The sequence below is a fragment of the Paraburkholderia fungorum genome (assembly GCF_046026025.1).
In the GTDB taxonomy this organism is placed as follows: domain Bacteria; phylum Pseudomonadota; class Gammaproteobacteria; order Burkholderiales; family Burkholderiaceae; genus Paraburkholderia; species Paraburkholderia fungorum_E.
Window position 1 is genome coordinate 1 of record NZ_JAQQFL010000037.1, and the last position, 26994, is coordinate 26994.

The following is a 26994-nucleotide window of genomic DNA, read 5'->3' on the forward strand; positions in this document are numbered from 1 at the left end:
GAACACGGTCAAATGGGGCCCGCAACCGGTGGGGCCCAAAGCCCCCAACACCGGTTCCACTGCGTTTTAAGCGGTGGCTACCCATGATCGCGTTTGCCACTGGCGTGCTTATTGCATCACGCAGAGGCGTCTCACATGCTCGCATGGCTTCCCCTCGGCCCAGCCTCACGTGGCTCTGAAAGTGCCCGCGACACCGCTGCTGGCTACAGGCGGGATTGAATCTTTTACCTGTCTTATCGACGCGCGCCGGACTCGCCAAACTGTCGTTTAAAGCGCAGCATTGCCGTGTTGCCGCTGTTGGCTATCCCCGGCTGCCCCCGGCGAGCGCAATAAATTCTTCCAGCGACTCCAGATCGACCACCGAATCGTGTGAACAAAGTCTGACCGGCGGGCCAGACGCAGGGATTCCGGAGAGTATTGCGATGTTCCACGATTCCGACTTGCCAACTTCTGCTGTAGAGCGTCCGGATACTCGCTTCACCGCTGGCGATGAGCCGTTGGCTGCGGCGCCGCCCGTGCGATTCGGACGGCTTGCACTGTGCATTGCAACGGCAAGCGCGCTGGCAGTGGGTGTGGTGGGGACGGTCGCGTACGGTGTGTGGTTCAACCACGACCAGCAAAGGTACGCCGACGCCATAGCGGGCGCTCGGCAAGCGCTCGGTACGGCGGCGTCAACGGCGGTAGGACAGGCGGTAGCGGAATCGATTACACCGCCTGGGTCGGCGGCAGCCCCCATGCAGGCAACAGCGGCAGTGCCGGACCTCGAGGAAGCAGGAGAGAAACAGGCCTCCTGGTCCGGTTCCGTGACGCGACTTACAGCGCCGCCGGCCGGGCGGACCGGCGTGGCTGGCGTGGCCGGTGCAACCCAAGGCGCGTCTTCCGTTCCCGTTGTGCTCCACGCGGCGTCCCCCTCGAACACTGCCGCGCAGCAGTCGGCGTCCGGCCGCACCGGCAGAGATGCGCGTCTCGCGCAAGCGGACCGCCGGTCTGCTTCGACGGTCAATGCGCGGCACAAGAGCAGTCTGTTTGCCCGGATGGGTTCGTTCTTTCGTCGCGTGAGCTACCGTCAGCATGGCACCACAAGCCAGCAAGACCTCTATTCCCATCCCTGAGCGAACACGTACCCCGTTCGCCGCGGGTGGGCGTGCGCGCGCCATCCGCTTCAGGCCAGGCCCGGCTGTGATCGCCACCGTCGCGCTGATTTGTCTGCTGATCGGTCTGCTGTATCTGGCGCTGCAAATCCGCACGATCTTTTTCGATCAGTTGAAGCAGGAATATGCGGGGCTCGTTCTCGATGCGGTTGGGCGCGCGGAAAGCGCCCGAAATGTGATCGGCATCTGGCAGCGACTGCCCGACGCCGCGCCGTCCAGAGCCGACGGATATCGGCAGGCGCAAACCGAACTGGCTCATCGCCTCGCGTCACTCGTGGCGCTGGTCAATGCAAGTCCGTCGGCGGCGCCGCGTTTGCCCGCATCCTCGCTCACGCCCAACGCCGATCTGCGCGACACGGATGCCGTGCTCAATACCGTATCGGCGTGGTGGCGAGCGCAGCGTGACGCTGACAACGCCGATGTGCGCGTGCGGATTGCCCACATTGCGCGCACGCTGATCGCGTCGGCGGCATTGCTGTCCGGCATGCTCATCACCGCGCTTGGAATGTACGCGAAACGCAATCGCATGTTGGCGGGCAGGTCGGACGAATTCGAATGGGCGGCACTGCACGATGCGATGACCGGCTTGCCGAACCGGCGCAACCTGTTTGCCACGCTGGAAGAGGTCGCGACGAAATCGCGCGCGCTCGCGGCGCCTTGCAAAATTGCCGTGCTGTATGTCGATCTGGATGGTTTCAAGCACGTCAACGACTCGCTCGGTCACCGCGTCGGCGATGAATTTCTGATCGCGGTGTCGAAGCGCTTTCGTGAGTCGGTGCGTAAGGGCGATGTGGTTGCGCGGATCGGCGGCGACGAATTTGCCGTGCTGGTGCGTGAATTTTCGACGAATGCGGAGCTGGGCGAAATCGCCCGGCGGCTGATTGCCTGCGTGGTTCAAACGGACAAGGAGATCAGCGTAGGAGGGGTTCGCGCCAGCATCGGCATTGCCAGTTTTCCTGATCCCGTGGACGACTACCATCGCCTCGTGGCCTCCGCCGACGAGGCAATGTACCAGGTCAAACGCAGCGGCAAGAACAGTTACGCGTTCGCCGGCGAGGCGAGTTAATCCCTGCGGTTGACGATGCCGACCTTAGGGCGTTTCGGCCTTCTCAGTCTCCCGCTCCGATTTGCGGCGCGACAGTTCGCCGATCATTTGCATGCGTAGTTCGTCGGGCAGGTTTTTCCACCCGCGAATTTCGTCGCGTGTACGCAGACAGCCGACACACAAACCGGTATTTCCGTCGATTTTGCAGATGTCGATGCAAGGCGAAGGAACCGTCGCAATTGGCGCAATCGGCGCATCGGTTCCACTGGATTGATTGTGTTTTGTATCGAATGCCCCCGCAGTGCCAGGGTTGCATTCTGCGTCACCCGCAGCGCTTTTTAAGTCGCTCATTTCCGAATCCGATCTACTTGAATTAGCTGTGAGCGCCGCCGATAAGTGGCTCGACCGCGCGCTCAAGAATTTGCCCGCGCGAGTATAGCAAGCGGCTGTACACCGCGCGCTTCGCGCGCAAATTCACACGCCGACCTATTTCGTGTTAAAAAATCGGGGCTTGCCGATAGGGAATGAAAGACGTCGGCACGGTTGAAGTCGTTCCGAAGTCATCCGCAACGGAAGAGCCAATGTCCAGATATTCGTTGACGCGCGCCATGGAGCGCGTAAGCCGGCCTGAGTGGCTCGTTGCTGTATTGACGGCAACACTGGTGGCCTGCGCGCCGCTGACACCGGCTGCAAATCAGGCCGCAGATCACGCTGCTGAACAAGCCGTGCGTCAGGATTCACCGCAAGCGCCTGCACAGGTCGCGGTGCGCCCCGCCGACGGGCCGCTGCCGGTTCCTCCGAACCTCCTGGCGTTGACGCAGCCGGCGGGCCAGAAACGGTTAATGGCATCCGCCCACAAACAGTCCTATTGGCCGCTTTCGCAGTACTTCGAAACGCAGCGCAACGAGGCTTACTGTTCGGTCGCGACCTCGGTGATGGCGCTCAATGCCTTGGGCATCCGCCGCCCCGCGTCGACGCTATACCCGGATTTCCCGTACTTCTCGCAAGAGGATTTCTTTCGCGGCGTCGATCCTCAGGTGGCCAACGCTGCGAAAGTGTCGAGGGAGGGCATGACGCTCGAGCAGCTCGGCGCGGCCCTGAGCGCATTTCCCGTCGAGGTGAGGGCGTTCCACGCCAGCGATCTGACGCTCGGCCAGTTTCGCGATCTGATTCGCGACACGACAAGCCGCAGCGACCGCTTTACGTTACTGAACTTCAGGCGTGTAGAGCTAGGCGAAGCAGGCGGCGGCCACTGGTCGCCACTTGCCGCCTACGACGCCGCGAGCGATAGCGCGCTGCTTCTCGATGTCGCGCGCTACAAATATCCGGCGGTGTGGGTGCCGGTCACGCAACTGTACGCGGCGGCCCTGGCGGTCGATACCGTCAGCGGGCTTTCACGCGGGATCGTGATCGTCGGTAAACCGGCGAACTAGCCGGGCGAACTAGCGCTTTTCACGGCGTGCCAGTCCCGCCGATTACCCGGCTACGACCACCGGTCATTGAACTGAGCGCGACTCAATCGTCCTGATTGCGCCATTCGGTGAGCCCCTCACGTGCATTCAACTCGATGAATGAGGGCAGCGCGCGCAGCCCGCGAATATAGCGCGCGAGATGCGGCCAGCCGAGTGCCGGGCGCGGCATGTTGCGTGTCCAGCGCATCAGTACGACCGCGAGGAAATCCGCCGTGCTGAGCTTGCCGCCGACCAGATAATCACGTCCGTCGGCGAGTTCGGCATCGAGCCGCTCACAGGCTTCTTCAATGCGGCGTCGCGCAAGAGCCTGAACCCCTTTGGCACCGGCAGGATCGCCGTCGGTGTCCGCATAAAACCAGTCGCGCATGGCGGGCAGCAGCGTGTTGGCCAGATAGATCATCAATTCCAGCCACGCCGCGCGCTCAGCGGAGCCTGGCGCGGGCGCGAGGGCGGCTTGCGGATGCCGCTCGGCCAGCAGCATGAGCAACGCGGCCGACTCGTGGCGTGGCGTTCCATCAACCATTAGCGTGGGCACCCGGCCCGAAGGATTCAGCCGCAGATACTCAGGATCGCGCTGATTGCCGACATTGATATCGACAAGGCGGGTGTCGAATGGGACGCCCATTTCGATCAGCATCCAGTGCACCGGCATGCTGGCCGCGCCCGGCGAGTAGCAAAGGAGGTAGTTCATTTATCCGTCGACCAGGTTGGCTGAATTGGGGCGTAGTCTAACGCCAGACTTGCAGGGCATGCATGCGCCAGGCCCGCAAAAATCGCATGACATCGGCCGCCAGAAGCGACGCGGCCGGTCTGTCCGATTGCCGTCCTTACGAGAACTCGTGGTTGGCCCCTCAGTCGTCAATGGCCCTATGCTGCCCTTGTTCATGTCGGAAGGTGGAGCAACACAATGTGTGCACTCGATCGGCGGACTTTGCTAAAAGGCGCGCTTGCCGCGCCAGTGCTGAGCGCAGTGGTGCGATCCCCTGCGCGCGCGCAGCGCGCGTCGAATGGTCCAACGGATCCGGCGACGGGCCCGACACAGCGCCGCGTGCGGCCCGGCGACCCCTCATGGCCGTCGGCGCAGGCCTGGCAAGCGTTGAGCCGGGGCGTAGAGGGCCGCTTGAGCGCCGTGACCTCGCCGTTGGCGATCTGCGCGGAAACGCCAGCGAGCGCCGCATGCATGGAAGTGTTCGGCCGCCTGAAAAACCCGTACTACCTCGGCGACACCCCAGCGCTCACGCAGACATCAGGGTGGCTCGACGCATGGACCTCGGCGCCGAGCGCCTACGTGGTGGCCGCGGCCAACGCGAAAGACGTCGCACGCACAATCGATTTCGCCCGTGACCATTGTCTGCGGCTGGTGGTTAAAGGCGGCGGTCACAGCTACCAGGGCACATCGAACGCGGCCGACTCGCTGCTGGTCTGGACCAGATCCATGCGCGACATCACGCTGCACGATGCGTTCGTGCCGGCAGGATGCGACGGGCACCTGAAGCCTGAACCCGCGGTGACGGTAGGCGCCGGCGCACTGTGGGGCCATGTGTATGACGCGGTGACGACCCTCGGCGGCCGCTACGTGCAAGGCGGCGGCTGCCTGACAGTGGGCGTTGCCGGGCTCGTACAAGGGGGCGGCTTCGGCAGCTTTTCGAAGCGGTTCGGCACCGCCGCCGCGAGTTTGCTGCAGGCCGAAGTCGTTACAGCCGATGGCGAGGTCCGAATCGTCAATGCATGCTCGCATCCGGATCTTTTCTGGGGATTGAAAGGCGGCGGTGGCGGCAGTCTGGGCGTCGTCACGAGCCTGACGCTACGCACGCACGAGTTGCCTGATCAGTTCGGTCTGATACGCGCGACGGTGAAAGCATCGTCGGACGACGCGTTCAAAGCGTTGATCGGCGAGTTCGTCGCATTCAGCGCCGACTATCTGGTGAGCGAGCATTGGGGCGAAACGGTCGCCTTCCACGCCGACAACACGTTAAGCATTTCGATGCTGTTTCAGGGCATGAACCAGGACGGCGCCGCACGCGTGTGGCGACCGTTTTTCGATTGGATCGCGGAGCCCACTCATGGCTGCGCGACAACACCGCCTCAGGTGCTGAGCCTGCCGGCGCGACGTTTGTGGGACGCCGGATTCATGACGCAGCACCTGCCCGGCGTGCTGCAGGTTGATGACCGTCAGGGCGCTTCGGCAGGGAATGTCTTCTGGGCAAGCAACGTCGGCGAGGCGGGGCAGTATCTGTACGGCTACACCTCGACATGGCTGCCTGTTGGCTTGCTGGCACAAGCGCAGCGCGACCGCCTGATCGAAGCGTTATTCGCGAGCACCCGGCAATGGACGGTCTCGTTGCACTTCAACAAAGGCCTCGCCGGTGCGCCAGCCGACGCATTGAACGCGACCCGGGATACGCCGATGAACCCGGCCGTACTCGACGCTTTTGCATTGGCGATCATTGCAAGCGAAGGTGCGCCGGCTTTTCCCGGCATGCCGGGCCACGAACCAGACGGTGCGCGAGGACGGCGCGCCGCAACCAGAATCGCGCACGCTACCCAGATACTCCGTACGATCGTCCCCGAGGCGGGCACCTACCTGTCCGAGAGCAATTTCTTCGAAGCCGACTGGCAGCACGCGAACTGGGGAAGCAACTATGCACGGCTAACCGCCGTGAAACGCAAATACGATCCCGACGGCCTGTTTTTTGTTCATCACGGCGTGAACTCGGAAGAGTGGAGCGCCGACGGCTTCACGCGAGTAAAAGGCGCGAACGGCTGAGGCAAGCGAGCCGAAAAACGGGTGCGTGCATCGGCGGCTCCACGGATGATGTGCATGCTGCAGAGCATGGCGTGCCTGTGCCGGGCGCAGTCGACTACAAAAAAGGGGCTGGCGCCTCAGGCGACCAGCCCCTTCAACCGCGATTCAGAACGCTACGAAGAAAACCTCAATGCACCGGCGCGTGAGTCTGCTCGGCCGGACGCGGCTGCGTCATGGCGCTCACCGCAACGAACACGATGATGTTCACGGCCAATGCCAGGAAGCCGATGTTGATATCCTTTAGCGCGTCGGGCAAAAACGGCATCAACTGCCCAATACTCAGATGCAGGGTGGTGGTCAGGGCCACGACCGAGACGCCTGCCAGAATCCCGCAAAACGCGCCGTATTTGGTCGCCCGGTTATGCGGCATCAAACTGCAGATCACCGCCGGGAACAGCTGGGTCACAAAGCTGTAGCCCATCAGCAACAATGCGACGATCGTCTCGCCGCCGTGCAGCGTGAAGCCGACGGCCACCAGCGCCACCACCGGCACCAAAAAGCGCGCGAGCTTGGTCACCGTCGCATCGGTTGCGTTGCGGCTCACCATGCCGCGATACACGTCGTTGGCAAGCAGGGTAGACGCCGAGGTCAAGATCATCGATCCCGGCACCAGTGCCGTCAGAATCCCCGCCGCGCCGATCACGCCGACGAACCACGGGTCGAAAGTCTGCAGCGACAGGCGGAACAGCGACAGGTCGATGTCGCCGCCCTTCAGGCCCGGCACCTTCAGCGTTGCCGCAAAGCCCACGAAGAACACGAACAGCAAAATGAGCTGGTACAGCGGCAGCACCATCGCGTTGCGGCGGAAAATGCGCTCGTCCTTCGCCGTGAAGATCGAACCGAACGAGTGCGGCCACATGAAGAAGCCCAGCGCGGTCAGTAGCACGGTGGACTGGAACCAGATCACGCTCGATCCCTTGGCCGGGAAGTTCAGGAAGCCCGGGCGCGCGGCGTCGATCGCGCGGAACATGTCGCTGAAGCCGCCGTAGTAGTGCAGCGGCAAATAGATGCCGAGGAACAGCACGATCGCCAGAATCAGGACATCTTTCACCACCGAATTCCAGGCCGAGCCGCGCACGCCGGAGACGGTCACGTAAGCCGTCACCACCGCGGCGCCGATCCAGATGGCGGCAGTCGACGAGATCGCCCCATACGAGGCGGTCGCGACAATGATGCCGAGGCCCTTGAGTTGCAGCACGAGATACGGAATCAGCGCGGCCACGCCGACCAGCGCGACCAGCGTGCCCAACGCGGGGCTGTCGTACTTGCGCGCGAAGAAGTGCGGCTGCGAGACGAGACGGTGATTCTTTGCGTAACGCCAGATGGGCGGCAGCATCCAGTACGAGAGGATGTACGCGAGCGTGCCGTAGGCAAGAATGTAGTAGACCGGCGCGCCCTTGCCGTAAGCAAAACCGCTGCCGCCGAGGAAGGTGAAGGTCGTGTAGATTTCGCCCGCCATCAGCAGGAACACGAAGGCGGTGCCGAAACTGCGCCCGCCCACGGCCCATTGCTCGAGACTCATGTCGTGGCCGCGCCGCGCGCGCACGCCCAGGTACAGCGCAAACAGCGTAATGGCCGCAATGATGATGAGTGCGCTCATGATCGGGCCTCCTCGACGTCCGCCGCGAGCTGACGGTTGCTCGGATCCAGACGGTAAATGATGGCCATGATGATGGCGCTCAGAACCACCCACATGACGATCCAGGCCAGCACGAATGGCATGCCGAACACCAGCGGTTCGACACGATTCACAAACGGGACGCCGAGCAGAATGCCGATGAACGGCAGCGCGGCGAGTGCACGAAGCAACATGGGGGCAACTCCTCGAACCGGTAAGTACGTCTCGTTGAAAGAGCAAAGTGCAGCTTCGCTGAGGACTTTATGCCGGATGCTTTGGGCGCGTAAAGTCCGTCAAAAAAGTGTAGGCTTTCTGAAAGTTGCGCGCGCATCTTTCTACGCGGCTCTGCTGCGGTGCAACGCCGCGTGTGGCTTGCATCGTCCCCCTTTTTTGCAGATTTGCATGCCGCGCCGCGATATCATCTGACCCACACAACGCGAGCATCAATCTGGATCGCTCAACGCGTCCAGTACTTCAACTCAGCGTAGCGCTCCGGCGGGCAGTCAGTCAATCAAGCCGCCCGAGCCGCTGCCCGAAACGGATCGCATATGGTCGAAAGTCTGATCTCGGATATCCTGTTTGGCTTCACCGGGCTGATCAGCATCATCAACCCAATCGGCATGGCGTTCGTCTTTCTCGACCGCACGGCATCGCTCACGACGGAAGACCGCACCGCGCTCGCCAAGAAGATCGCCTTCAACGTGATGTGCGTGCTGCTGGTCGCTTTCTTTGTCGGCACCCCGATTCTCCATTTCTTCGGCATCTCGATGCAGGCCCTGCGTATCGGCGGCGGCCTTGCGGTCGCCGTCAGCGGCTGGCAGATGCTGAACGCGCCCGACACGCCGGCCGAGCAGCCCGCCGTCAAGCGGGTGGATTCGGATAACGCCATGGCGAAGGCGTTCTTCCCGCTCACTATTCCACTCACCACCGGGCCGGGTTCGATCGCCACCGCGATCGCGCTGACCGCGAACCGCACGCATAAGCTCTCGGAGTTTGTGCAGTCGGGCATCGCCTCGGTGGGGATCTCGCTGCTGGTCGCCGTCACGGTTTACCTGATCTACAGCCGGGCCGTGGTTTTCGCGAAATATCTCGGCGTGGACGGCACCAAGGTCGCGATGCGCGTCTCGTCGTTTCTGCTGCTGTGCATTGGCGTGCAAATTATCCTGACCGGTTTTTCGGAGTTCCTGATACCGATCGCGCAGATGCAACCCGTGGTCAAATAGCGAACGGCGGCGCGTGGGCCTGCTCGAGGCCCGGCGAGGTTCGTCGGACATTTCGTCGTGACAGGAGGGGAAACTCATGTGCCGCTGGCTCGCTTATACCGGCAACCCGCTTCAACTCGAAACGGTGCTGTTCAACGCCAAACACTCCCTGATCGACCAGAGCCTGCATTCGCAGCTCGGCCAGACCACCACGAACGGCGACGGATTCGGCATTGGCTGGTACGGCCATCCCACCGACATTCCGTTTCGCTACCGCAGCACCCAGCCCGCATGGAGCGACCGCAACCTGCGCGAGGCCGCGCGGGCCATCCGTGCGCCGCTATTCGTCGCGCACGTGCGCGCGGCCACCGACACGCCTTCGCAGGAAACCAACTGCCATCCGTTCCGCTATGGCCGGTGGCTCTTTGTGCATAACGGGCTGGTGCGCCGCTACCCGATGGTGCGCCGCGAACTGATGCTGGCAATCGATCCCGAGTTGTTCGCGTCGGTTGAGGGCTCGACGGATTCCGAGGTGCTGTTTTTTCTGGCGCTGACATTCGGTCTCGAACTCGCGCCGGTGACGGCGCTCGAGCGGATGGTGGGGTTCGTCGAAGAGGTCGGGCGCAAGCAGGGTGTGGACGAGCCGCTGAATATGACCGTGTGCGCCACGGACGGCGAGCAGATCATCGCGGTTCGCTATTCGAGCGAAAAGCAGTCGCGCTCGCTCTTCCACAGTACCTCGTTCCGGCACCTGCACGAGCTGTATCCCGACGATTCGCGCATCACGGCGGTGGGTGAAGACGCTTTCCTGGTATTGTCGGAGCCGCTCTCGGATTTGCCGGGCTGGTGGGAGGAGATTCCGGAGAGCACGGCGGTGGTCGCGCGAGGTGGCGCGATCGACCAGTATCCGTTCGAACCCAAACTGGTTTAGCGCGTCAGCAGCATCGAACTCAACACCGAAAACACCGTCGACGGCAACTCCGCGAGACGGCTGACCACCACATTGTGCGGATAGAAATCCTCGACCGCATCGGTCAGCACGCCGATCCCCACCAGTTCGATGCCGCGTTTCTGGATCGCCGCGACGCGTTCGCGCAGATCGTGGCGCAGCACCTGCGGGTCGCCGTCGCCGGTCGACGGATAGCCGTCTGAGAACACGATCAGGATGCGCCGCTCGGCCTGATGATCCGCGAGCCGCGTCGCGGCCCAGGCCAGCGCCTCGCCGTCCGGATTCTCGTGACCGCAGTCGATTTCGACAATGCCGCTCAGATCCGTCGCGCCAAAGCGTTTGTAGACTTTCAGGTCGAGCCGCTCGACAAAGCGGTTATAGCGCCGCAAATCCAGGCCGCCCGCCAGTTGCCGCTCATAGAGCTGTTTCATCGGCGCGGATTCGAGCGAGCAGTAGCCGAGCACTTCGCAGTCGAACGACAACTGCGTGAGCGCATCGCATAGTGCGCTCGCACACAGGCGCGCGAGTTCGATCTTGCGGCCGGCCATCGAACCGCTGCGATCGATCAGCAAGGTCACGGCGACATCGCGCCCTTTGGCCGCGCGCTGCGTGCGAAACGGCGTACGGTAACCGGGCGAGGTGGCGAGTTTCGCCAGCGCGGTGCGATCGATCTCGCCGCGCTCCTGCTCGCGGCGCCAACGGGTGCGTTCGTCGGCGCTGAGCGCGCGTTCGAGTTTCTCCTTGAGCGGTGCGGTGTCCGCGCGTGCCTGCGCGCGAAGCTCGCGCCAGGCCGCGCTGTCGCCCTGACCGGTGACGTCGGTGATTTCGTCGAACTCGGTGGCGAGCGGAATCGACAGTCGCTCGCGCAGGGCATCCGGCACGGCGCCGGCTTCACCGTCTGAACGCGCGGATGGCTGCTGCGCATCGGCGAGCGATTGCCCCATGCCCACCGCATTTTCCGCTTGTGCGCCGCCGCCTTTATCGGACGGCGGCGAGGCGGCGCTGTCCTGGTCGGGCAGGGCCGTGTCGTCATCATTGGCCGGCTCGGACGAAGAGGCGGCGGTTTCCGTGTCGATGTCTTCAACCGGGTCCGCGGTAAACACCATGCTATTGACGTCGCCCGCCGACAAAGCCCGCACGCGCGCCACCAGCGCTTGCGCCGCCGCAATGCTATGCGCGCTCGAGCGGCTTCTGCGCGCTTCGTCCAGTTGATCCTGCGAGGCGTGCAGCGCGGCCAACAGTGAATGGATCGCTTCGGTCCGGGTCGGCTGTTCGTCCCACAGCGCGCGCTCCACCAGCCAGACCAGCCGGTCGCGCCAATGCAGCTTCGGCCAGCGCAGCCGCGCCTGTTCGGCGGCATGTGCACGCAGTTTGCCGATGAACCAGCGCGCGCCCGGATACTCGTCGAGCAATTGCAAACAGACGCGGCGGTCCTCGATCACCTGCGCGAGATTCGCCGTCACGCCGCGAGGCAGCGCGTCCATCTGCGCGAGCGACGAGTGCTTGGCACGCGCCACCAGCAGATCCAGATAGCCGATCAGCACGTCGCGCTCGACGCCGCCGCTCAACTCATAGTCGGGGATCACGATGCGGCCGGGTTCGACCCGCGGACCATCCGGACTGAAGGCGACCGTCACGCCGTATTGCCCGGTCAGCACGCGCGCCACCTTGCCAAGCGTCGATTCGAACGCGAAGCCTCGCGTGTCGCGCGTTGAGTGCGTTGCGTTCATGGTGATCGCTGTGCTCGCCTGGTGTGCCTGGCCCGCGTCAGGCGGCCGGCGCAATGTGATGGCGAACGATGCCGCGAATCAGCGCCGCGTCTTCCGGGCTGACCTTCGCGTAGATGGCAGGATCGGCTGCACGTTCGGGGTCGCCGGTGCGCAGCATCAGCTCGGCCCAGTCGAGCAGGCGCCGCGTGGAGAACGCGCTCGACAGGTCTTCGCGGGCGAACGCCGCGCGGCAGTCGGCGGCAATCGCGGCGAGCGTGGTGGCGAGCGCGCGTGTCATATGCGGGGCGAGCGTGCGCATCAGCACGTCGGCTTCTTCGGCGGGCGTGAGGTAGTCCAGCATATAGACGCGCCAGCGATCGAGAAACGCCTCGTTCATCAGGTTCGCGCCTTGATACAGATGACGGAACTGGCTCATCGCGCCAACCGCGTTCGCCGTGGCGAACAGCCGGAACGCGGGATGCGGCGCGACGATCTCATTGCCTTTTTCTTTCAGCACGAGACGGCCGTGCGGTTCGAGGACGGCGGTGAGGGCGGCGAGAATCGACGGTTCGGCGAAATCGATTTCGTCGACGATCAGCCAGATGCCTTCGCGCATTGCCGTCGGCAACACGCCGTCCACCCAGATCGTCTCACCACCCTTGACCGTCCAGAAGCCGACAAAATCGCCGACGGTGGTTTGCCCATTCATGTTCGAACGCAGCACGCCGTGAAGCGAGCGCGCGGCGACCTGTTCGATGAGGCTGGTCTTGCCCGCGCCGGTGTGACCGATCAGCATCACACGCCGGTTCTCCACGATATCTTCGACAATGTCGTTAAAGCGTTCGGAAAAGAGATAGGCCGGATTGATGCGCGGCACGAGCGGATTCTCCATGCCGCAAGGCACGTCGACCTGGCCAATACGCACGGTTTCACCCGCACGCTCCCGCCCATGCTGTTTCGCCGCCGAGGCCCGCGCCACGACACGTTGCAACTCCGGCATGAAGGCCACCCGTTCGGCCGTGCCCGCTTCGTCCGAGGCAGTGGGCGTATCGATCGCGAAGCCTTCCCGGCGCCACTTCTTCAGCTTCGCGCGCAGGTTTTCCGCATCGACCACCAGATCGATATCCACCGACCCATCGTGGCTGCCTTCATTGACCCCATGCTCGAGGCGATAGTTTTCCGGCCGGTCCGCCACGCTGACGCGCCACCATTCCGCGCCGGTTTCGGTCGCACGTTGGTAAAGGCCAAGGTTTTCGTCTTCGGTCAGTTCAGGCACGGTCATGGCGAGGGGCAAATGATGAATGGGTCGAATAACAAATAATGCGTTTCGATTTGGCTGAGGCCAAATGACCGACTATCTTATCGTGAGTACCTTTCGATCTCCCAGGCAGGAATTTCATTCATGGCGCACCGATTCGATTCAACTGAAGATTTTCAAAGTCGAGCGCGGCGTCGGCAAAAGTATATTGCGGCAAACGGATAGGCTATGAAACGTCGATCACCTATAGTGCGTGCGCAAAGCGTGTAGTTTCCGGTAAAAGAATTCACGGCAAAACAATGAGACTACATACGAAATTAATGGCCGCACTGGCGGTGGTGAGTCCTCTGGCATACGGTCAAACCAGCGTGACCTTATATGGCCGTCTCGACGGCGGCGTGGAATATCTGAATCACATCAACAATGGCGCGGGCGGCACCTCGAACCGCTGGAGCGCCGAAGGCGGCGATTGGGGCACCAGCATGCTGGGCCTGAAAGGCAATGAAGATCTGGGCGGCGGCCTGAATGCGATCTTCAACCTGGAAACCGGTCTGCAAATCATGAACGGCACCACCAGTGGTGGACGCTTGTGGTCACGGCGCGCGTTCGTCGGTCTGAAGGACGATCAGTGGGGCACGCTGCAGGCCGGACGTAATCTGTTCATCGATAGCGACGGCGTGTGGGAATTCGATCCGTTCGTGCAGCAGGCATTTTCGTCGGCCTCGCTCGTGCGCGGGCGCAACTGGCAGCAGACCAGCAATAACGTCGAGTATCACAGCCCGGTGCTATGGGGCTTCGATGTCCAGGCGCAATACGCCTTCGGCAATCAGGCCGGAGCGTTCAACAGTGGCGCGGCGGGAGAGTTTGGCCGCTCCGACGGCATCATGCTCACGTATCACTCGCCGCTCTTCGACGTGCGCGGTATCTACGATGAACTGCGCGACAACAACGGCCGTTTCAGCAACATCTTCCAGGCCTCGCGTGAATATTTCGCCGGCGCGAATGTGCATTTCGACGCGTGGAAGATCCAGGGCGCCTACACGCATTACGCGGCGCCGGATTCGCCGGTTGGCGTAGCGGACAGCGCCGATCACTACTGGCTGGGCGCCACGTACAGCATCCAGTCGCGCTGGGCGGTGACGGCGGGCGGCTACTACATCAAGGTCGGTGACGGCGGCAGCGACGCCGCGCACGATCCTTCCGGCCACGCAATGATGTACGTGCTCGGCACGACCTACAACCTCTCGAAGCGCACCTTCGTGTACGGCACGGTGGGTTACGTGCGCAACGGCAGCAACTCGAATTTCTCGCTTGAAGCGTCGCCGCGTGACGCCACCAACAACACGAGCCCGCTCGCGGGCGAATCGCAAACGGGCGCGTACGTCGGGATGATGCATCAGTTTTAACGCTTTAAAAAAACACCTCACAAGGGAAAAATAACATTGACTCCACAAGACTCTCACGGCGAACTCGCCGCGAGCGATGAACCGTCCACCATGACGCGCCGCCGCTGGCTGCAGGGCGCGCTCGCGTTGACGGCCGCCGGGCTGACCGGCTCGCTCACGCTCAAGGCGCTGGCCGACGATTCGGCCGCCGCGCCCATCGACGCCTTCATGACGTTGTCGCAATCGTTGACGGCCCGTCCCGCGCTCGATCGCGACGTCGGCACGCGCCTCCTGGCCGCGCTGCAGAAGTCCGCGTCTGATCTCGCGCAGCAGTTGCCGAAGCTGGCCGGCGCGCTCGCCGCCGGTTCCGCCGACGCCGCGCAACAGGCGCTCGCGCTGAAGATCATGGAAGCCTGGTATCTCGGCACGGTGGACGATCAGGTCGTCACGTACGAACAGGCGTTGATGTACGACGTTGTGTCCGACACGTTGATCATCCGTTCGTACTGCCCCAACAAGCCCGGTTTCTGGGCCGCCAAACCCATCGAAAGGCAAGCCTGAGCCATGGCCGAAACACAACAAGCCGATATCGTCGTTGTCGGGTCGGGCGTCGCGGGCGCGATCGTCGCGCATCAACTGGCGCTTGCGGGCAAGTCCGTGATCCTGCTCGAAGCAGGGCCACGCATGCCGCGCTGGGAGATCGTGGAGCGCTTTCGCAATCAGTTCGACAAGTCGGATAACTCCGCGCCGTATCCGTCGAGCGCATGGGCGCCGCATCCGGAATACGGTCCGCCGAACAACTATCTGATCCTGAAGGGCGAGCACAAATTCAACTCGCAGTACATCCGCGCGGTGGGCGGCACGACGTGGCACTGGGCCGCGTCCGCGTGGCGCTTCATGCCGAACGACTTCCGCATGAAAACCACCTACGGCGTGGGCCGCGACTGGCCGATGGAGTATGAAGAACTGGAGCCGTATTACCAGCGTGCCGAAGAAGAACTCGGCGTATGGGGCCCCACGGACGAAGAACTCGGTTCGCCGCGCAGCCAGCCGTATCCGATGGCGCCGTTGCCGCTCTCGTACAACGAGCAGACCATCAAGAGCAAGCTCAACACATTCGACTCGAATTATCACGTGGTGACCGAACCGGTTGCGCGTAACAGCCGTCCGTACGACGGCCGCCCAACCTGTTGCGGCAATAACAACTGCATGCCGATCTGTCCGATCGGCGCGATGTACAACGGCATCGTGCACGTCGAAAAGGCCGAGCAGGCCGGTGCGAAGCTGATTGTCAACGCGGTCGTTCACAAGCTCGAAGTGGGACCGGACAAACGCGTTACCGCCGCCCTGTATAAAGACCCCCAAGGCAACGAGCATCGCGTGGAAGGCAAGTATTTCGTGCTTGCCGCGAACGGTATCGAAACGCCGAAGATCATGCTGATGTCCACCAACCACGACTTCCCGAACGGTGTGGGCAATAGCTCGGACATGGTGGGCCGCAACCTGATGGACCATCCGGGCACGGGCATCACGTTCTATGCGGACGAAAAACTCTGGCCCGGCCGCGGTCCGCAGGAAATGACGTCGCTGATCGGCTTTCGCGACGGTGCGTTCCGTGCGAACGAGGCCGCCAAGAAAATCCACTTGTCGAACCTGTCACGCATCGATCAGGAAGCGCAGAAGATTTTCAAACAAGGCAAGCTGATCAAGCCGGCCGAACTGGACGCGCAGATTCGCGACCGCTCGGCGCGTTTTGTCGAATTCGACTGCTTCCACGAAATTCTGCCGCAGCCGCAAAACCGCATCGTGCCGAGCAGGACGGAGGTCGACGCGATCGGCATTGCGCGCCCGGAGATCACCTACGCGATCGACGATTACGTGAAACGCGGCGCAGTCCATACGAAAGAGGTCTACACGAACGCGGCGAAAGTGCTGGGCGGCACGGAGATCGAGTATCAGGACGAGTTCGCGCCGAACAACCACATCACGGGCGCGACGATCATGGGCAGCGACCCACGCGATTCGGTGGTCGACAAGCATTGCCGGACCTTCGATCACCCGAACCTGTTTATCTCGAGCAGCGCGACGATGCCAACCGTCGGCACCGTCAACGTGACGCTGACGATTGCCGCCCTGGCGCTGCGCATGGCCGACCAGTTGAAGAAGGAAGTTTGAACGTGCTGAAAAAGACCTTTTTCTGGCTGCTGGCCGGTGCGTTGACCTGGCCCGCATTGGCGCAGGCCGACGATTCCGCGACCCCGGTGAGCGGCAGCGACACCGCGTTGATCAAACGCGGTGAATACCTCGCCACCGCGGGCGATTGCATGGCCTGCCATAGCACCGCCAAAGGCAAGCCGTTCGCCGGCGGCCTGCCGCTGAAAGTGCCGATGCTGGGCACGATCTATTCGAGCAATATCACGCCGGACCCGCAAACGGGCATCGGCACGTGGACGCTCGCGGACTTCGATCGCGCGGTGCGCAAGGGTGTCTCGAAAGACGGCCACAATCTGTATCCGGCCATGCCGTACGTGTCTTACGCGAAGGTGAGCGACGACGACGTGAAGGCGTTGTATGCGTACTTCCGTTATGGCGTCGCACCAGTGAGCGAGGCGACGCGGGAGAGCGATATCAAATGGCCGCTCAACATGCGTTGGCCGCTAACCATATGGAACTGGGTGTTCCTGAAGAACGGCCCGTACGAAGTCAAACCGGACCAGAGCGTCGCCTGGAATCGCGGCGCGTATCTCGTGCAAGGCCTCGCGCATTGCAGCACCTGCCACACGCCGCGCGGCTTCGCGATGCAGGAGAAGGCGCTCGACGAAACCGGCAGTGGTTTCCTCGGCGGCTCGGTGCTGGCGGGCTGGGAGGGCTACAACATCACGTCGTCGACCAATAGCGGCATAGGCGGCTGGAACCACGCGCAACTCGTGCAGTATCTGCAAACCGGCAGCGTGCCGGGCGTCGCGCAGGCGGCCGGTCCGATGGGCGAAGCGGTCGAGCATAGCTTCTCGAAGATGAGCGACGCGGATATCGACGCGATTGCCACCTACGTGCGAACGGTGCCGGCAGTAAACGGTGGCAGTTCACAGGCTCGCAACACGTGGGGCAAACCGGCCACTGACGTCACACGCTTGCGCGGCGTAGCACTGAACGACGGCACGCTCGATCCGGCACGCTTGTACCTCGGCAATTGCGCAACGTGTCACCAGGCGCCTGGCAAGGGCACGCCGGATGGCTACTATCCGCCGCTGCTGCACAACTCGACAGTGGGTGCATCCAATCCGGGCAATCTGGTGCAGGTGATTTTGCACGGCGTACAGCGCAAAACCGCGAGCAACGATGTCGGCATGCCGGCCTTCGCCACGCAGTTGAACGACGCGCAGATCGCCGCGCTGACCAACTATGTGACGACGCAGTTCGGCAATCCGGCTGCAACGCGGGTGAGCGATCAGGACGTCGCGAAGCTGCGCTAAGTCGTCTCGCGCAAGCGTATGGGGCCGCGAGGCCGCTAGCGGGACCGCAAGCCGACTGAAAGGGCTGTCGCCAATCGTCGGTACGACATGACAGCGGATGTAACGCGCCGTGCAGTTTCGCGCGCATCGGCGCATCATCGGTAGGCCTTGCGGTCCTCATGCCATCTTTTCCACGTTCTTCCGCGCGAACACGGTTCGCCGGGCACGGCCAATGCATGGCGTCCCGGCGAAGTTCCCAACCGCCGAACAAGGAGTGTCCCCATGCAAAACGATCCCGCCCTCGATCAGTTGTGCATCAACACGATTCGCACGCTATCGATGGACGCTGTGCAAAAGGCCAATTCCGGTCACCCCGGTACGCCGATGGCACTGGCGCCAGTCGCCTATCATCTGTGGCAAAACCATCTTCGTTATGATCCGGACGAGCCGTTGTGGCCGAATCGGGACCGCTTCGTGCTCTCAGCGGGGCATGCGTCGATGCTGCTGTACGCGCTATTGCATCTGGCGAATGTGAAGGCCGTGGACGAGGAGGGCAAACCCACCGGCTCGCCCGCCGTCTCGCTCGACGACATCGAACATTTCCGCCAGCTCGGCAGCAAAACGCCGGGCCACCCCGAGTACCGCATGACCACCGGCGTGGAAACGACCACCGGGCCACTCGGCCAGGGGCTCGGCAATAGCGTCGGCATGGCCATGGCGGCGCGCTGGCACGAAAGCCACTTCAACAAGCCGGACGCGCCGCTGTTCGATTACCGCGTCTACGCGATATGCGGTGACGGCGACCTGATGGAAGGCATTTCGCATGAAGCGGCGTCGCTCGCGGGACATCTGCAACTGTCGAATCTGATCTGGATTTACGACAGTAATCGCGTGACGATCGAAGGCCACACCGACCTTGCCTATAGCGACGATGTGGAAAGCCGCTTTCACGGTTACCACTGGCACACCCTGCGGGTGGACGACGCGAACGACGCAGCGGCGCTGGAAGCCGCGTTTGTCGAAGCAAAAAGCATCACTGACCGGCCCACGCTGATCGTGGTCCACAGCATTATCGGGTGGGGCGCGCCGCACAAGCAGGATACGTCCGCCGCGCATGGCGAGGCGCTCGGCGTCGAGGAAGTGGCGCTGACCAAGAAGTTTTATGGCTGGCCCGAGGACAAGTTCTTCTACGTACCGGATGGCGTACATGAACGTTTCGCGCAGGGCATCGGTGCGCGCGGCAAGGCGGCGCGCGGCGAATGGCAGGCGAAGCTCGACGCGTACAACACAAAATACCCGGAGCTGGCTCGCCAGCTCGCGCAGATGGAAGCGCATGAATTGCCCGCGGGGTGGGACAGCGATATCCCCACGTTCGAGGCCGATCCGAAGGGCGTGGCCTCACGCGATTCGTCGGGCAAGGTGCTCAATGCGATTGCCGCGCGCGTGCCCTGGATGATCGGCGGGGCGGCCGATCTCGCGCCGTCCACCAAGACCAATCTGAAATTCGAAGGGGCGGGCAGCTTCGAACCCGGCAACTATGGCGGCTGCAATCTGCACTTCGGCATTCGCGAGCATGGCATGGGCGCGGCGGTGAATGGTCTGGCGCTGTCGAATTTGCGGCCATTCGGCTCGACCTTCCTGATTTTCAGCGACTACATGAAGCCGTCGATCCGCCTGTCCTCGATCATGGAAGTGCCGGCCATCTATGTGTTCACCCATGATTCGATCGGCGTCGGCGAGGATGGTCCGACTCATCAACCGATCGAGCAACTGGCGTCGCTGCGCGGCGTGCCGGGGCTGACCGTGCTGCGCCCGGGAGACGCGAACGAAGTGGCCGAGTCCTGGCGTGTGGCGATGTCGGACCCGCGGCGGCCGTCGTGCATTGTCGTGTCGCGCCAGGCGTTGCCGACTCTGGATCGCACGCGCTATGCGTCGGCCAAGGGCGTGCAGAAGGGCGCTTATGTGCTTGCCGACGCGCCTGACGGGCAGAAGCCCGCCGTGATCCTGCTGGCCACGGGCAGCGAATTGTCGCTCTGCGTCGACGTCTACGAGAAGCTGAAAAGCGAAGGGATCGCGGCGCGGGTGGTGTCGATGCCGTCGTGGGATATTTTCGAACGTCAGGACGAGGCGTATCAGGACGCCGTCCTGCCAGCCGACGTGGCTGCGCGCGTCGCGGTCGAACAGGCGGCGGCGCTCGGCTGGGATCGGTATGTTGGGCGGCACGGCGCGCAGGTGGTGATGCATACGTTCGGCGCGTCCGCGCCGTTCGCCGATCTGAAGAAGAAGTTTGGCTTCACCGCCGAGCACGTGTACGACGCGGCGAAGCAGCAGATTGCGCGGGTGAAGGGCACGAGCAGCAGGCAGTAGGGCGTCGTGCTTGCAGACGCTCTCGCAGCTAGCTTGGCTAGGGCTAGGCGAGCGTCTGCGTTGCGGTTATTGCAATCGCTACGTTGCCGGCGGTACCGTCGAGCCTGTTGCGGTAGCCGTGCGATTGCATTTCGGCGAGCCTGCTGAGGGTTCTCGACAGATCGTGCGCGCCTTCGAGTCCGCTGAGCGCCGCTTCGATCGGCAGATCGGAGGCGATGAACAGCGCGCATTTGCGGTCGTAGAAAATGTCGACGAGCCATATGAGCCGCTGCAGCGTATGGGCTTTGGCAAGCCATTCGGTGTGCACGTGGTCGAGAATCAGGCCATGCCATTGCTCGGTCAGATCCAGATAGTCGAGGTGCGAGCGGCTCGCCACGCACAGGCTTTCGAAGTCCGCCCATAGCAGGGCCGCGCCCACGGCACGTGCCGTGAGCGGCCGACCTGCCGCGCTCACGGTGGCCGGCTCCAGCGTCTCGTTGCCTTCATAACGTACGAAAATTTCCAGGAGCGCGTCGCGCGTTGCCGTGTCGAGCGGTGCAAAAAAATGCGGGCACGCCGCTTCTTCCGCGCCGAAACGGTAATCGCGTGCGCCGTCGAAGTGAATCACGGTGAAGCACCGTTTGATCTGTTCGATCGTCGGCAGGAAACGCTCGTGAAACTCCGGATCGGACAGGAGTGCGTCCGGTGCGTAGTTCGAGGTCAACACGATGCGCGTGCCCTGGCCGATCGCAGTGTCGAGAAAACGGCCCATCAGGAATGCATCGGCGATATCGTGCACATGAAATTCGTCGAAGCACAGCAGCTCCACGCCGTCGAGCCATTGTTTCGAGACCGAGCCCAGCCGGTCGTCACCGCGTGGCGCGTTCACCAGACGCCGGTTCATCTCGCGCAGAAACTCGTGAAAGTGCACACGCCGCTTACGGCAGCTCGCCAGTTCGAACACGGTATCGACCACCAGGCTCTTGCCTCGGCCAGGCAGCCCATGGCAATAAACGCCCTGATGCGCATGCGCGGAGCCGGACTTCGCGCGGCGCCCGTTCGTGCCCAGCAACGTGACAAGCGCAGCAATGGCATCGCGCTGCGTGGCATCGGGAACGATCGCGCGTGCGGCGAGGGCACTGACCACCTGAGTTTCGTCGAGCATAGGTTGCGGTTTTTATCGGCTTCTTTCGGATCAACGCCTCGGGTCACCGCCGCAATACGCGCTGCAATTCGCGCGGATCGACCGGCTTGGTGAAATGATGGTCGAACCCAGCCGCTTCAGCGGACTGCTTGTCCTGCTGCTGACCCCAACCGGTAACAGCGATCAGCAGCATGCCGGCGTCGTGATAGTCACTGCGGATGCGGCGCGCCACTTCATAACCGTTCAGACGCGGCAAGCCGATATCGAGTATCACCGCATGCGGCGCGAATTCGCCGATCACTTGCAGCCCGGCGATACCGTCGCCGGCGGTGCGCACCTCATGGCCTTCGAGTTCGAGCACCATGGCGAGACTATCGGCGGCGTCGGCATTGTCGTCGACGATTACCACGCGCAGGCGCGGCGAGTCGGGCAGATCGGACGGCGCGCTATGCGACGGCTCCGGGATCGCTTTCGATAGGGGCAGGCGGATCACGAACTCGCTGCCACTGCCTGGACCGCTGCTGAATGCGGCCACCGTGCCGCCGTGCAGTTCGGCGAGGCCGCGTACCAGTGCGAGACCGATGCCGAGCCCGCCTTGCGCGCGTTCCAGCGCCGGCGCGAGTTGCGAGAACATTTCGAACACACTGTCCAGATGCTCGCGCGGAATGCCGATACCCGAATCGCGCACCACGATCACGGCTTCATCGCCTTCGCGTGACGCGGCGAGCGAGATGTTGCCGCCCGGCGGCGTGTACTTGGCGGCGTTATTCAACAGGTTCAGGATCATCTGCGACAGGCGCGTGGGGTCGGCATCGAGGTAAAGCGCTTCGCGCGGCAGCGTCACGCTCAGATGATGTGACGAGGCCTGCACGGTGGGCCGCGCCGCTTCCATGGCGGCTTGCATCGCGCGCGCGAGTTCGAGCCGCTGCTTGCGCAATTCGAGCTTGCCTTGCGTAATGCGCGACACTTCCAGCAGGTCGTCGACCAGATGCGTCATGTGCTGCAATTGCCGGTCGAACACGTCGCGCGACCAGCTCAGTTGGGGGTCCGCAAAGTCCTTCAGACGCAGTATTTCGAGCACGTTGCGCATGGGCGCGAGCGGATTGCGCAACTCATGCGCGAGTGTGGCGAGAAATTCGTCCTTGCGGCGGTCCGCCTTTGAGAGCTCCAGATTCAGACGCTGCAATTGCTGTTCGGCACGCCTGCGCCCGGTGATGTCGCGGCTCACGCTGACCGCGCCGTAGACGTCGCCACGCGCGTTCGCCAGCGGTTTGACCACGGTTTCGCAGACACCGTGAGTGCCGTCGCGCCGCACGAAAACCAGTTCGCTGCGCCACGTGCCCTCGGCGGCGAGCCCGGCAAGCGCTTCCCGGCGAATGCGTAACGCGTCTTCCGGCGGATTGAACATCGCGATGGGCTTGCCGAGAATTTCGCGCAACCGGTAACCCAGCATGCGTTCGCCGCCCGCATTGAAATCGGTGATGTTGCCGCGCAGATCGGTGATGACGATCGCGTCGCTCAGATGCTCGAAAATTGCCGCCTGACGCAGCAGCACAGTCTGCGCGTCCTTGCGTTCAGTGATGTCGGTGCCGAGGCCGTAAATCGTCAGCGGTTCGCCCTGGTGGTTGTAAGTGGCGCGGCCGCGGCCTTCCATCCAGCACCAGTCGCCGCTTGCATGCAGGAAGCGGAACTCGGCGACGTAGTCGTCGCCGCTTGCCACCGCATGGTCGACCGCCTCGTTGAGCGCGATGAGGTCGCCGGGATGAATCAGCTCGAAAAAGCCGCCCGGCATTCTCGCAAAACGTCCCTCCGCGTAACCCGCGAGCGCCTCCAGTTCGCGGCTCCACCAGAATTTGCCTGACGTCGGCTCATGCGACCACGCGCCCATACGGGCCCCGCGCATGGCCAGACTCAGCACGTCGCGGCTTTCCTGCAAGGCTTTCTGCGCAAGTTGATGCGCGGCGACGGAGGCTTCCGCGTTGCGGCGCGCAAGCAGCAACTCCTGCTCGTACTTATGACGATCCGCGACGATCAGCGCCGCCACTTCGAGGTAACGGCTTTCGCCGTGACGGCGGCTCACGGCGTTAAGCAGCATCGGCACCACGTGGCCGTCCCGATGCGCCATATTCAGTTTGACCTCGGCCACCGAACCCTGCTTGTCCAGCAGGGGCGACCAATGCGTCCGGTAGAACACCTTGCCGTCGGTAGTCAGCAGATCCTGAATATGCTTCGCTTCTGCGAGCTCCGCCGCGCTATAGCCGAGCCATGCGCAGAACGTCGTGTTGACGCGCAGGATCCAGCCGTCGGGCGTGGTCACGAGCAGGCCGCAGGCGGCATGCTCGAACAGGGCATCGGAGGACGGTAACGGACGGTAGGTGCTTTGCATCGTGAGGAATGTTACCGAAGTTTTGAGTGTTTTCCCCAACTCGCCATGACTATATCCGTCCGTATACAGCGGGATAATGATGTCGAAGTGAACCCGAAGTTATGCGCAATGCACGCAGCAGGCGCGCTATCCCCGGCGGAAGTGCGTTTCATGCCTATTTCAACGCAATAACTCGCGCTTGCGCACGATCTGTCGGGGCGAGTCAAGACAGCATAAATCAGGAAGCGGCAGATCGCCCGGTGAGCTATGGTGACGAGGTAGCGCGTGGTGGCGGAGGCCAGGGAGAATAAGGTGACGTTCGACAACAGAATGGACGAGAACGATGACGTCGTGGTTTGGCGGACCATCCCGTATGCGATGGCTTCAAACCGTCGCGTGCTCGTGGTCGACGATTACCGGGAAGCAGCCGAAGCGTTGCAGATGCTGCTGAATGCCGACGGTTTCGAGTGCCGCGCGCTCGAAGATCCGTTTGCCGTTTGCGGCCTGGCCTGTGAATGGCAGCCGTTCGCCGTTCTGCTCGACATCAAGATGCCGGGTCTCGATGGCTTCGAACTGGCGCGTCGCCTGCGCGCCGATCCGTTGACCGCGGACATGCTGCTGGTGGCCTGTACGGCTTTTGCTTCGCGCGCAGACCGGGCGCGTGCCAAAGCAGCGGGTTTCGACGCGCATTGCGCCAAACCCCTGACGCCCGAGCGCCTGTTACGCGTGCTCGAATCGGCTGCCGCGCTGCATGCGCTCGGGCCGCCGTAAAATTTATGCCCAACGCGGCGTCTGGGTCCGGAATTTGCTGAAGCAGCAAGCTTGCACATGCCAAACACATGGGCTGCCTACTCAGCTTCCACAGGAATCCCTATGTCATCCCAGGCCAGCTACTCGACGCGCATCGCGGAAGGCACCCCTTTCCCGCTCGGCGCGACATGGAACGGAAGCGGTGTCAACTTCGCGCTGTTTTCGGCGCATGCAACCCGGGTCGAACTGTGTCTGTTCGATGAAACCGGCGAGACAGAAATCGAGCGTATCGAACTGCCGGAATACACCGACGAGGTCTGGCATGTGTTCGTGCCGAATCTGAAACCCGGTGCGGTGTATGGTTATCGGGTCCACGGGCCTTATGAGCCGGAAAATGGACATCGTTTCAATCCGAACAAACTTTTACTCGACCCCTATGCCAAAGCGCATATCGGCGAGCTCAGATGGGCGCCGGAAATCTTCGGCTATACGCTCGATTCGGAAGAGGGCGACCTGTCATTCGATGAGCGGGACAGCGCCCCCTTCGTGCCGAAGTGCAAGGTGGTGGACGCCAACTTTTCGTGGAGTCATCCGGAGCGCAATGCGCTGCCCTGGGAGCGCGCGATCTTCTATGAGACCCATGTGCGCGGTTTTACCAAACGTCATCCCGGCGTAGCGGAAAACTTGCGCGGCACCTTCGCGGGACTCGGCCAGCAGGTCGTGCTCGATTACATCAAGGGGCTCGGCGTCACATCGGTCGAATTGTTGCCGGTTCAGACTTTCGTCAGCGACAGTTATCTGCTCGACCAGGGCCTCACCAACTACTGGGGCTACAACACGATCGGCTTCTTCGCGGCCGATCCGCGCTATTTCGCGTCGTCCGCCGACCCGGTCGGCGAATTCAAGGAAATGGTGGACCGCTTTCATAGCGCCAATCTCGAAGTCATTCTCGACGTGGTCTACAACCACACGGCCGAAGGCAATGAGCGCGGCCCGACGATTTCCTTCAAAGGCATCGACAACGCGTCCTACTATCGCCTGATGCCCGAGGAACCGCGCTATTACATCAACGACACCGGGACGGGCAATACCCTCAATCTGTCCCATCCACGCGTGCTGCAAATGGTCACGGACAGCCTGCGCTACTGGGTGACGGAGATGAAGGTGGACGGCTTCCGTTTCGATCTCGCCACGATTCTCGGCCGCGAACCGCACGGCTTCGACGAAGGCGGTGGGTTTCTCGACAGTTGCCGCCAGGACCCGGTGCTCTCGAGCGTGCGGCTGGTCGCCGAGCCGTGGGACTGCGGTCCCGGCGGCTACCAGGTGGGCGGTTTTCCACCGGGCTGGGCCGAGTGGAACGACCGTTTCCGCGACACGGTGCGCGAGTACTGGAAGGGCGACGAGGGCAAGGTGGCCGATCTCGCGACCCGCCTGACCGGTTCGGGCGACAAGTTCAATCATCGCGGACGGCGCCCCTGGGCGAGCGTCAACTTCATCAGCGCACATGACGGTTTCACGCTCAACGATCTGGTGTCGTACACCGACAAGCACAACGAGGCCAACGGCGAAGACAACCAGGACGGTCACTCGGACAACAAGTCATGGAACATGGGTGTCGAAGGCGCAACCGACGACGCCGATATCCGTCAGCAACGCGAACGCCAGAAGCGCAATCTGCTGGCTACGCTGCTGCTCTCGCAGGGCACGCCGATGATTCTGGCGGGCGACGAATTTGGCCGCACGCAACAGGGCAATAACAATGCGTATTGCCAGGACAACGAGATCAGTTGGGTCGATTGGGAAGGCATCGACGACGATGGGCGCGCGCTGACCGAGTTCGTCAAGAATCTGACCACGTTGCGGCATCGTCTGCCGGTACTGCGTCGCGGACGCTTTCTGAGCGGCGAATTCAACGAGGTGCTCGAGGTGACCGACGCGCGTTGGCTTTCACCGGACGGCACCGATCTTTCGCAGGAGCAGTGGGACGACCCGTCGATGCGCTGCTTCGGCCTCGTGATCGACGGACGCGCGCAGGCGAGCGGCATTCGACGCCCCGCGTCCGATGCGACGTTGCTGCTGGTGCTCAATGCGCATCACGACGTGGTCAATTTCACGCTGCCGGATGTGCCCGAGGGCGATCAGTGGACCTGTTTGCTGGATACGAACATGCCGGTGCGCGCCGAGTTGCCGCAATTCAGCGCCGGCGATGCCTATCAGGTAACCAGCCGTTCATTGCTGCTGTTCGCACTTGACGCGCCGAGCCGCGCGACGCAACGCGTGTTCGATCGTCTCGAAGAACAGCTCACCAGCGACGAAAGCGAAAACCCTACCGGAACGTGAGC

At 62.8% G+C, this 26994-nt stretch carries 21 protein-coding genes; 13 read left to right on the forward strand and 8 right to left on the reverse strand.

From position 1 onward, the window contains the following. Positions 1-422: 422 nt before the first annotated feature. Together PQR67_RS30970 and PQR67_RS30975 are read left to right on the forward strand one after the other, a co-directional pair. Positions 423-1112 (forward strand): hypothetical protein, encoded by a 690-nt coding sequence (locus tag PQR67_RS30970; RefSeq protein ID WP_408466613.1) that lies wholly within the window; start codon positions 423-425, stop codon positions 1110-1112. After that, on the forward strand, positions 1072-2217 hold the full coding sequence (locus PQR67_RS30975) for a diguanylate cyclase (protein WP_408466614.1): 1146 nt from the start codon (positions 1072-1074) through the stop codon (positions 2215-2217). Before PQR67_RS30970 ends, PQR67_RS30975 begins: the two co-directional genes overlap by 41 nt. A gap of 24 nt (positions 2218-2241) precedes the next feature. Here PQR67_RS30975 and PQR67_RS30980 read toward each other — a convergent pair whose 3' ends face one another. Further along, on the reverse strand, positions 2242-2613 hold the full coding sequence (locus PQR67_RS30980) for a DUF1289 domain-containing protein (RefSeq protein ID WP_408466615.1): 372 nt from the start codon (positions 2611-2613) through the stop codon (positions 2242-2244). Positions 2614-2777: 164 nt separating this feature from the next. Between PQR67_RS30980 and PQR67_RS30985 the strand changes: the two genes are divergently transcribed. After that, positions 2778-3629, forward strand: coding sequence for a phytochelatin synthase family protein (locus tag PQR67_RS30985; RefSeq protein ID WP_408466616.1), 852 nt, complete (start codon positions 2778-2780; stop codon positions 3627-3629). Between the two features lie 82 nt (positions 3630-3711). On the opposite strand, the gene PQR67_RS30990 is transcribed toward PQR67_RS30985, so the two are convergent. Then, positions 3712-4359: a glutathione S-transferase family protein gene (locus PQR67_RS30990; RefSeq protein ID WP_408466617.1), complete on the reverse strand. Its 648-nt coding sequence runs from the start codon at positions 4357-4359 to the stop codon at positions 3712-3714. Positions 4360-4575: 216 nt separating this feature from the next. On the opposite strand from PQR67_RS30990, the gene PQR67_RS30995 reads away from it, so the two are divergent. Further along, complete coding sequence (locus PQR67_RS30995; protein WP_408466618.1) at positions 4576-6435, forward strand: FAD-dependent oxidoreductase; 1860 nt, start codon at positions 4576-4578, stop codon at positions 6433-6435. Positions 6436-6601: 166 nt separating this feature from the next. Here the strand turns inward: PQR67_RS30995 and PQR67_RS31000 are convergent, their stop codons facing one another. Continuing rightward, the gene (locus PQR67_RS31000; RefSeq protein ID WP_408466619.1) at positions 6602-8074 is read right to left on the reverse strand and encodes a sodium:solute symporter family protein; all 1473 of its coding nucleotides are present in this window, start codon (positions 8072-8074) and stop codon (positions 6602-6604) included. Beyond that, positions 8071-8286, reverse strand: coding sequence for a DUF3311 domain-containing protein (locus tag PQR67_RS31005; RefSeq protein WP_408466620.1), 216 nt, complete (start codon positions 8284-8286; stop codon positions 8071-8073). Before PQR67_RS31005 ends, PQR67_RS31000 begins: the two co-directional genes overlap by 4 nt. A 354-nt stretch (positions 8287-8640) precedes the next feature. Here PQR67_RS31005 and PQR67_RS31010 point away from each other — a divergent pair, with 354 nt between their 5' ends. Next, positions 8641-9315, forward strand: a complete 675-nt coding sequence (locus tag PQR67_RS31010) for a MarC family protein (protein ID WP_408466621.1) — start codon at positions 8641-8643, stop codon at positions 9313-9315. A 76-nt stretch (positions 9316-9391) separates the two neighbouring features. Continuing rightward, entirely contained in the window at positions 9392-10225 is an 834-nt protein-coding gene (locus tag PQR67_RS31015; protein WP_408466622.1) for a class II glutamine amidotransferase, read from the forward strand. On the opposite strand, the gene PQR67_RS31020 is transcribed toward PQR67_RS31015, so the two are convergent. Further along, the gene (locus PQR67_RS31020) at positions 10222-11973 is read right to left on the reverse strand and encodes a cobaltochelatase CobT-related protein (RefSeq protein ID WP_408466623.1); all 1752 of its coding nucleotides are present in this window, start codon (positions 11971-11973) and stop codon (positions 10222-10224) included. The two genes, PQR67_RS31015 and PQR67_RS31020, sit on opposite strands and share 4 nt — an antisense overlap. A 37-nt stretch (positions 11974-12010) precedes the next feature. Further along, positions 12011-13234 (reverse strand): AAA family ATPase, encoded by a 1224-nt coding sequence (locus PQR67_RS31025; protein WP_408466624.1) that lies wholly within the window; start codon positions 13232-13234, stop codon positions 12011-12013. 275 nt (positions 13235-13509) lie between these two features. On the opposite strand from PQR67_RS31025, the gene PQR67_RS31030 reads away from it, so the two are divergent. The 5 genes from PQR67_RS31030 to tkt all read left to right on the forward strand — a co-directional run bounded on the left by PQR67_RS31030 (position 13510) and on the right by tkt (position 20414). Continuing rightward, complete coding sequence (locus tag PQR67_RS31030) at positions 13510-14616, forward strand: porin (RefSeq protein WP_494471411.1); 1107 nt, start codon at positions 13510-13512, stop codon at positions 14614-14616. Between the two features lie 90 nt (positions 14617-14706). Further along, the gene (locus tag PQR67_RS31035; protein ID WP_408466691.1) at positions 14707-15156 is read left to right on the forward strand and encodes a sugar dehydrogenase complex small subunit; all 450 of its coding nucleotides are present in this window, start codon (positions 14707-14709) and stop codon (positions 15154-15156) included. A gap of 3 nt (positions 15157-15159) precedes the next feature. After that, positions 15160-16770 carry a GMC family oxidoreductase gene (locus PQR67_RS31040; protein ID WP_408466625.1) on the forward strand — a complete coding sequence of 537 codons (1611 nt, stop codon included), beginning with the start codon at positions 15160-15162 and terminating at the stop codon, positions 16768-16770. A gap of 2 nt (positions 16771-16772) precedes the next feature. After that, positions 16773-18068, forward strand: a complete 1296-nt coding sequence (locus PQR67_RS31045; protein WP_408466626.1) for a cytochrome c — start codon at positions 16773-16775, stop codon at positions 18066-18068. Positions 18069-18329: 261 nt separating this feature from the next. Further along, complete coding sequence (gene tkt, locus PQR67_RS31050; RefSeq protein ID WP_408466627.1) at positions 18330-20414, forward strand: transketolase; 2085 nt, start codon at positions 18330-18332, stop codon at positions 20412-20414. 43 nt (positions 20415-20457) lie between these two features. Here tkt and zapE read toward each other — a convergent pair whose 3' ends face one another. Together zapE and PQR67_RS31060 are read right to left on the reverse strand one after the other, a co-directional pair. Continuing rightward, positions 20458-21558 (reverse strand): cell division protein ZapE, encoded by a 1101-nt coding sequence (zapE, locus tag PQR67_RS31055; RefSeq protein ID WP_408466628.1) that lies wholly within the window; start codon positions 21556-21558, stop codon positions 20458-20460. Between the two features lie 43 nt (positions 21559-21601). Continuing rightward, a complete protein-coding gene (locus PQR67_RS31060; protein WP_408466629.1) occupies positions 21602-23923 on the reverse strand; it encodes a hybrid sensor histidine kinase/response regulator in 2322 nt (773 codons plus the stop codon). 291 nt (positions 23924-24214) lie between these two features. Here PQR67_RS31060 and PQR67_RS31065 point away from each other — a divergent pair, with 291 nt between their 5' ends. Together PQR67_RS31065 and glgX are read left to right on the forward strand one after the other, a co-directional pair. Then, the gene (locus PQR67_RS31065; protein WP_408466630.1) at positions 24215-24673 is read left to right on the forward strand and encodes a response regulator; all 459 of its coding nucleotides are present in this window, start codon (positions 24215-24217) and stop codon (positions 24671-24673) included. A 102-nt stretch (positions 24674-24775) separates the two neighbouring features. After that, positions 24776-26992 carry a glycogen debranching protein GlgX gene (gene glgX / locus PQR67_RS31070; protein ID WP_408466631.1) on the forward strand — a complete coding sequence of 739 codons (2217 nt, stop codon included), beginning with the start codon at positions 24776-24778 and terminating at the stop codon, positions 26990-26992. The last annotated feature ends 2 nt before the right edge of the window (positions 26993-26994 follow it).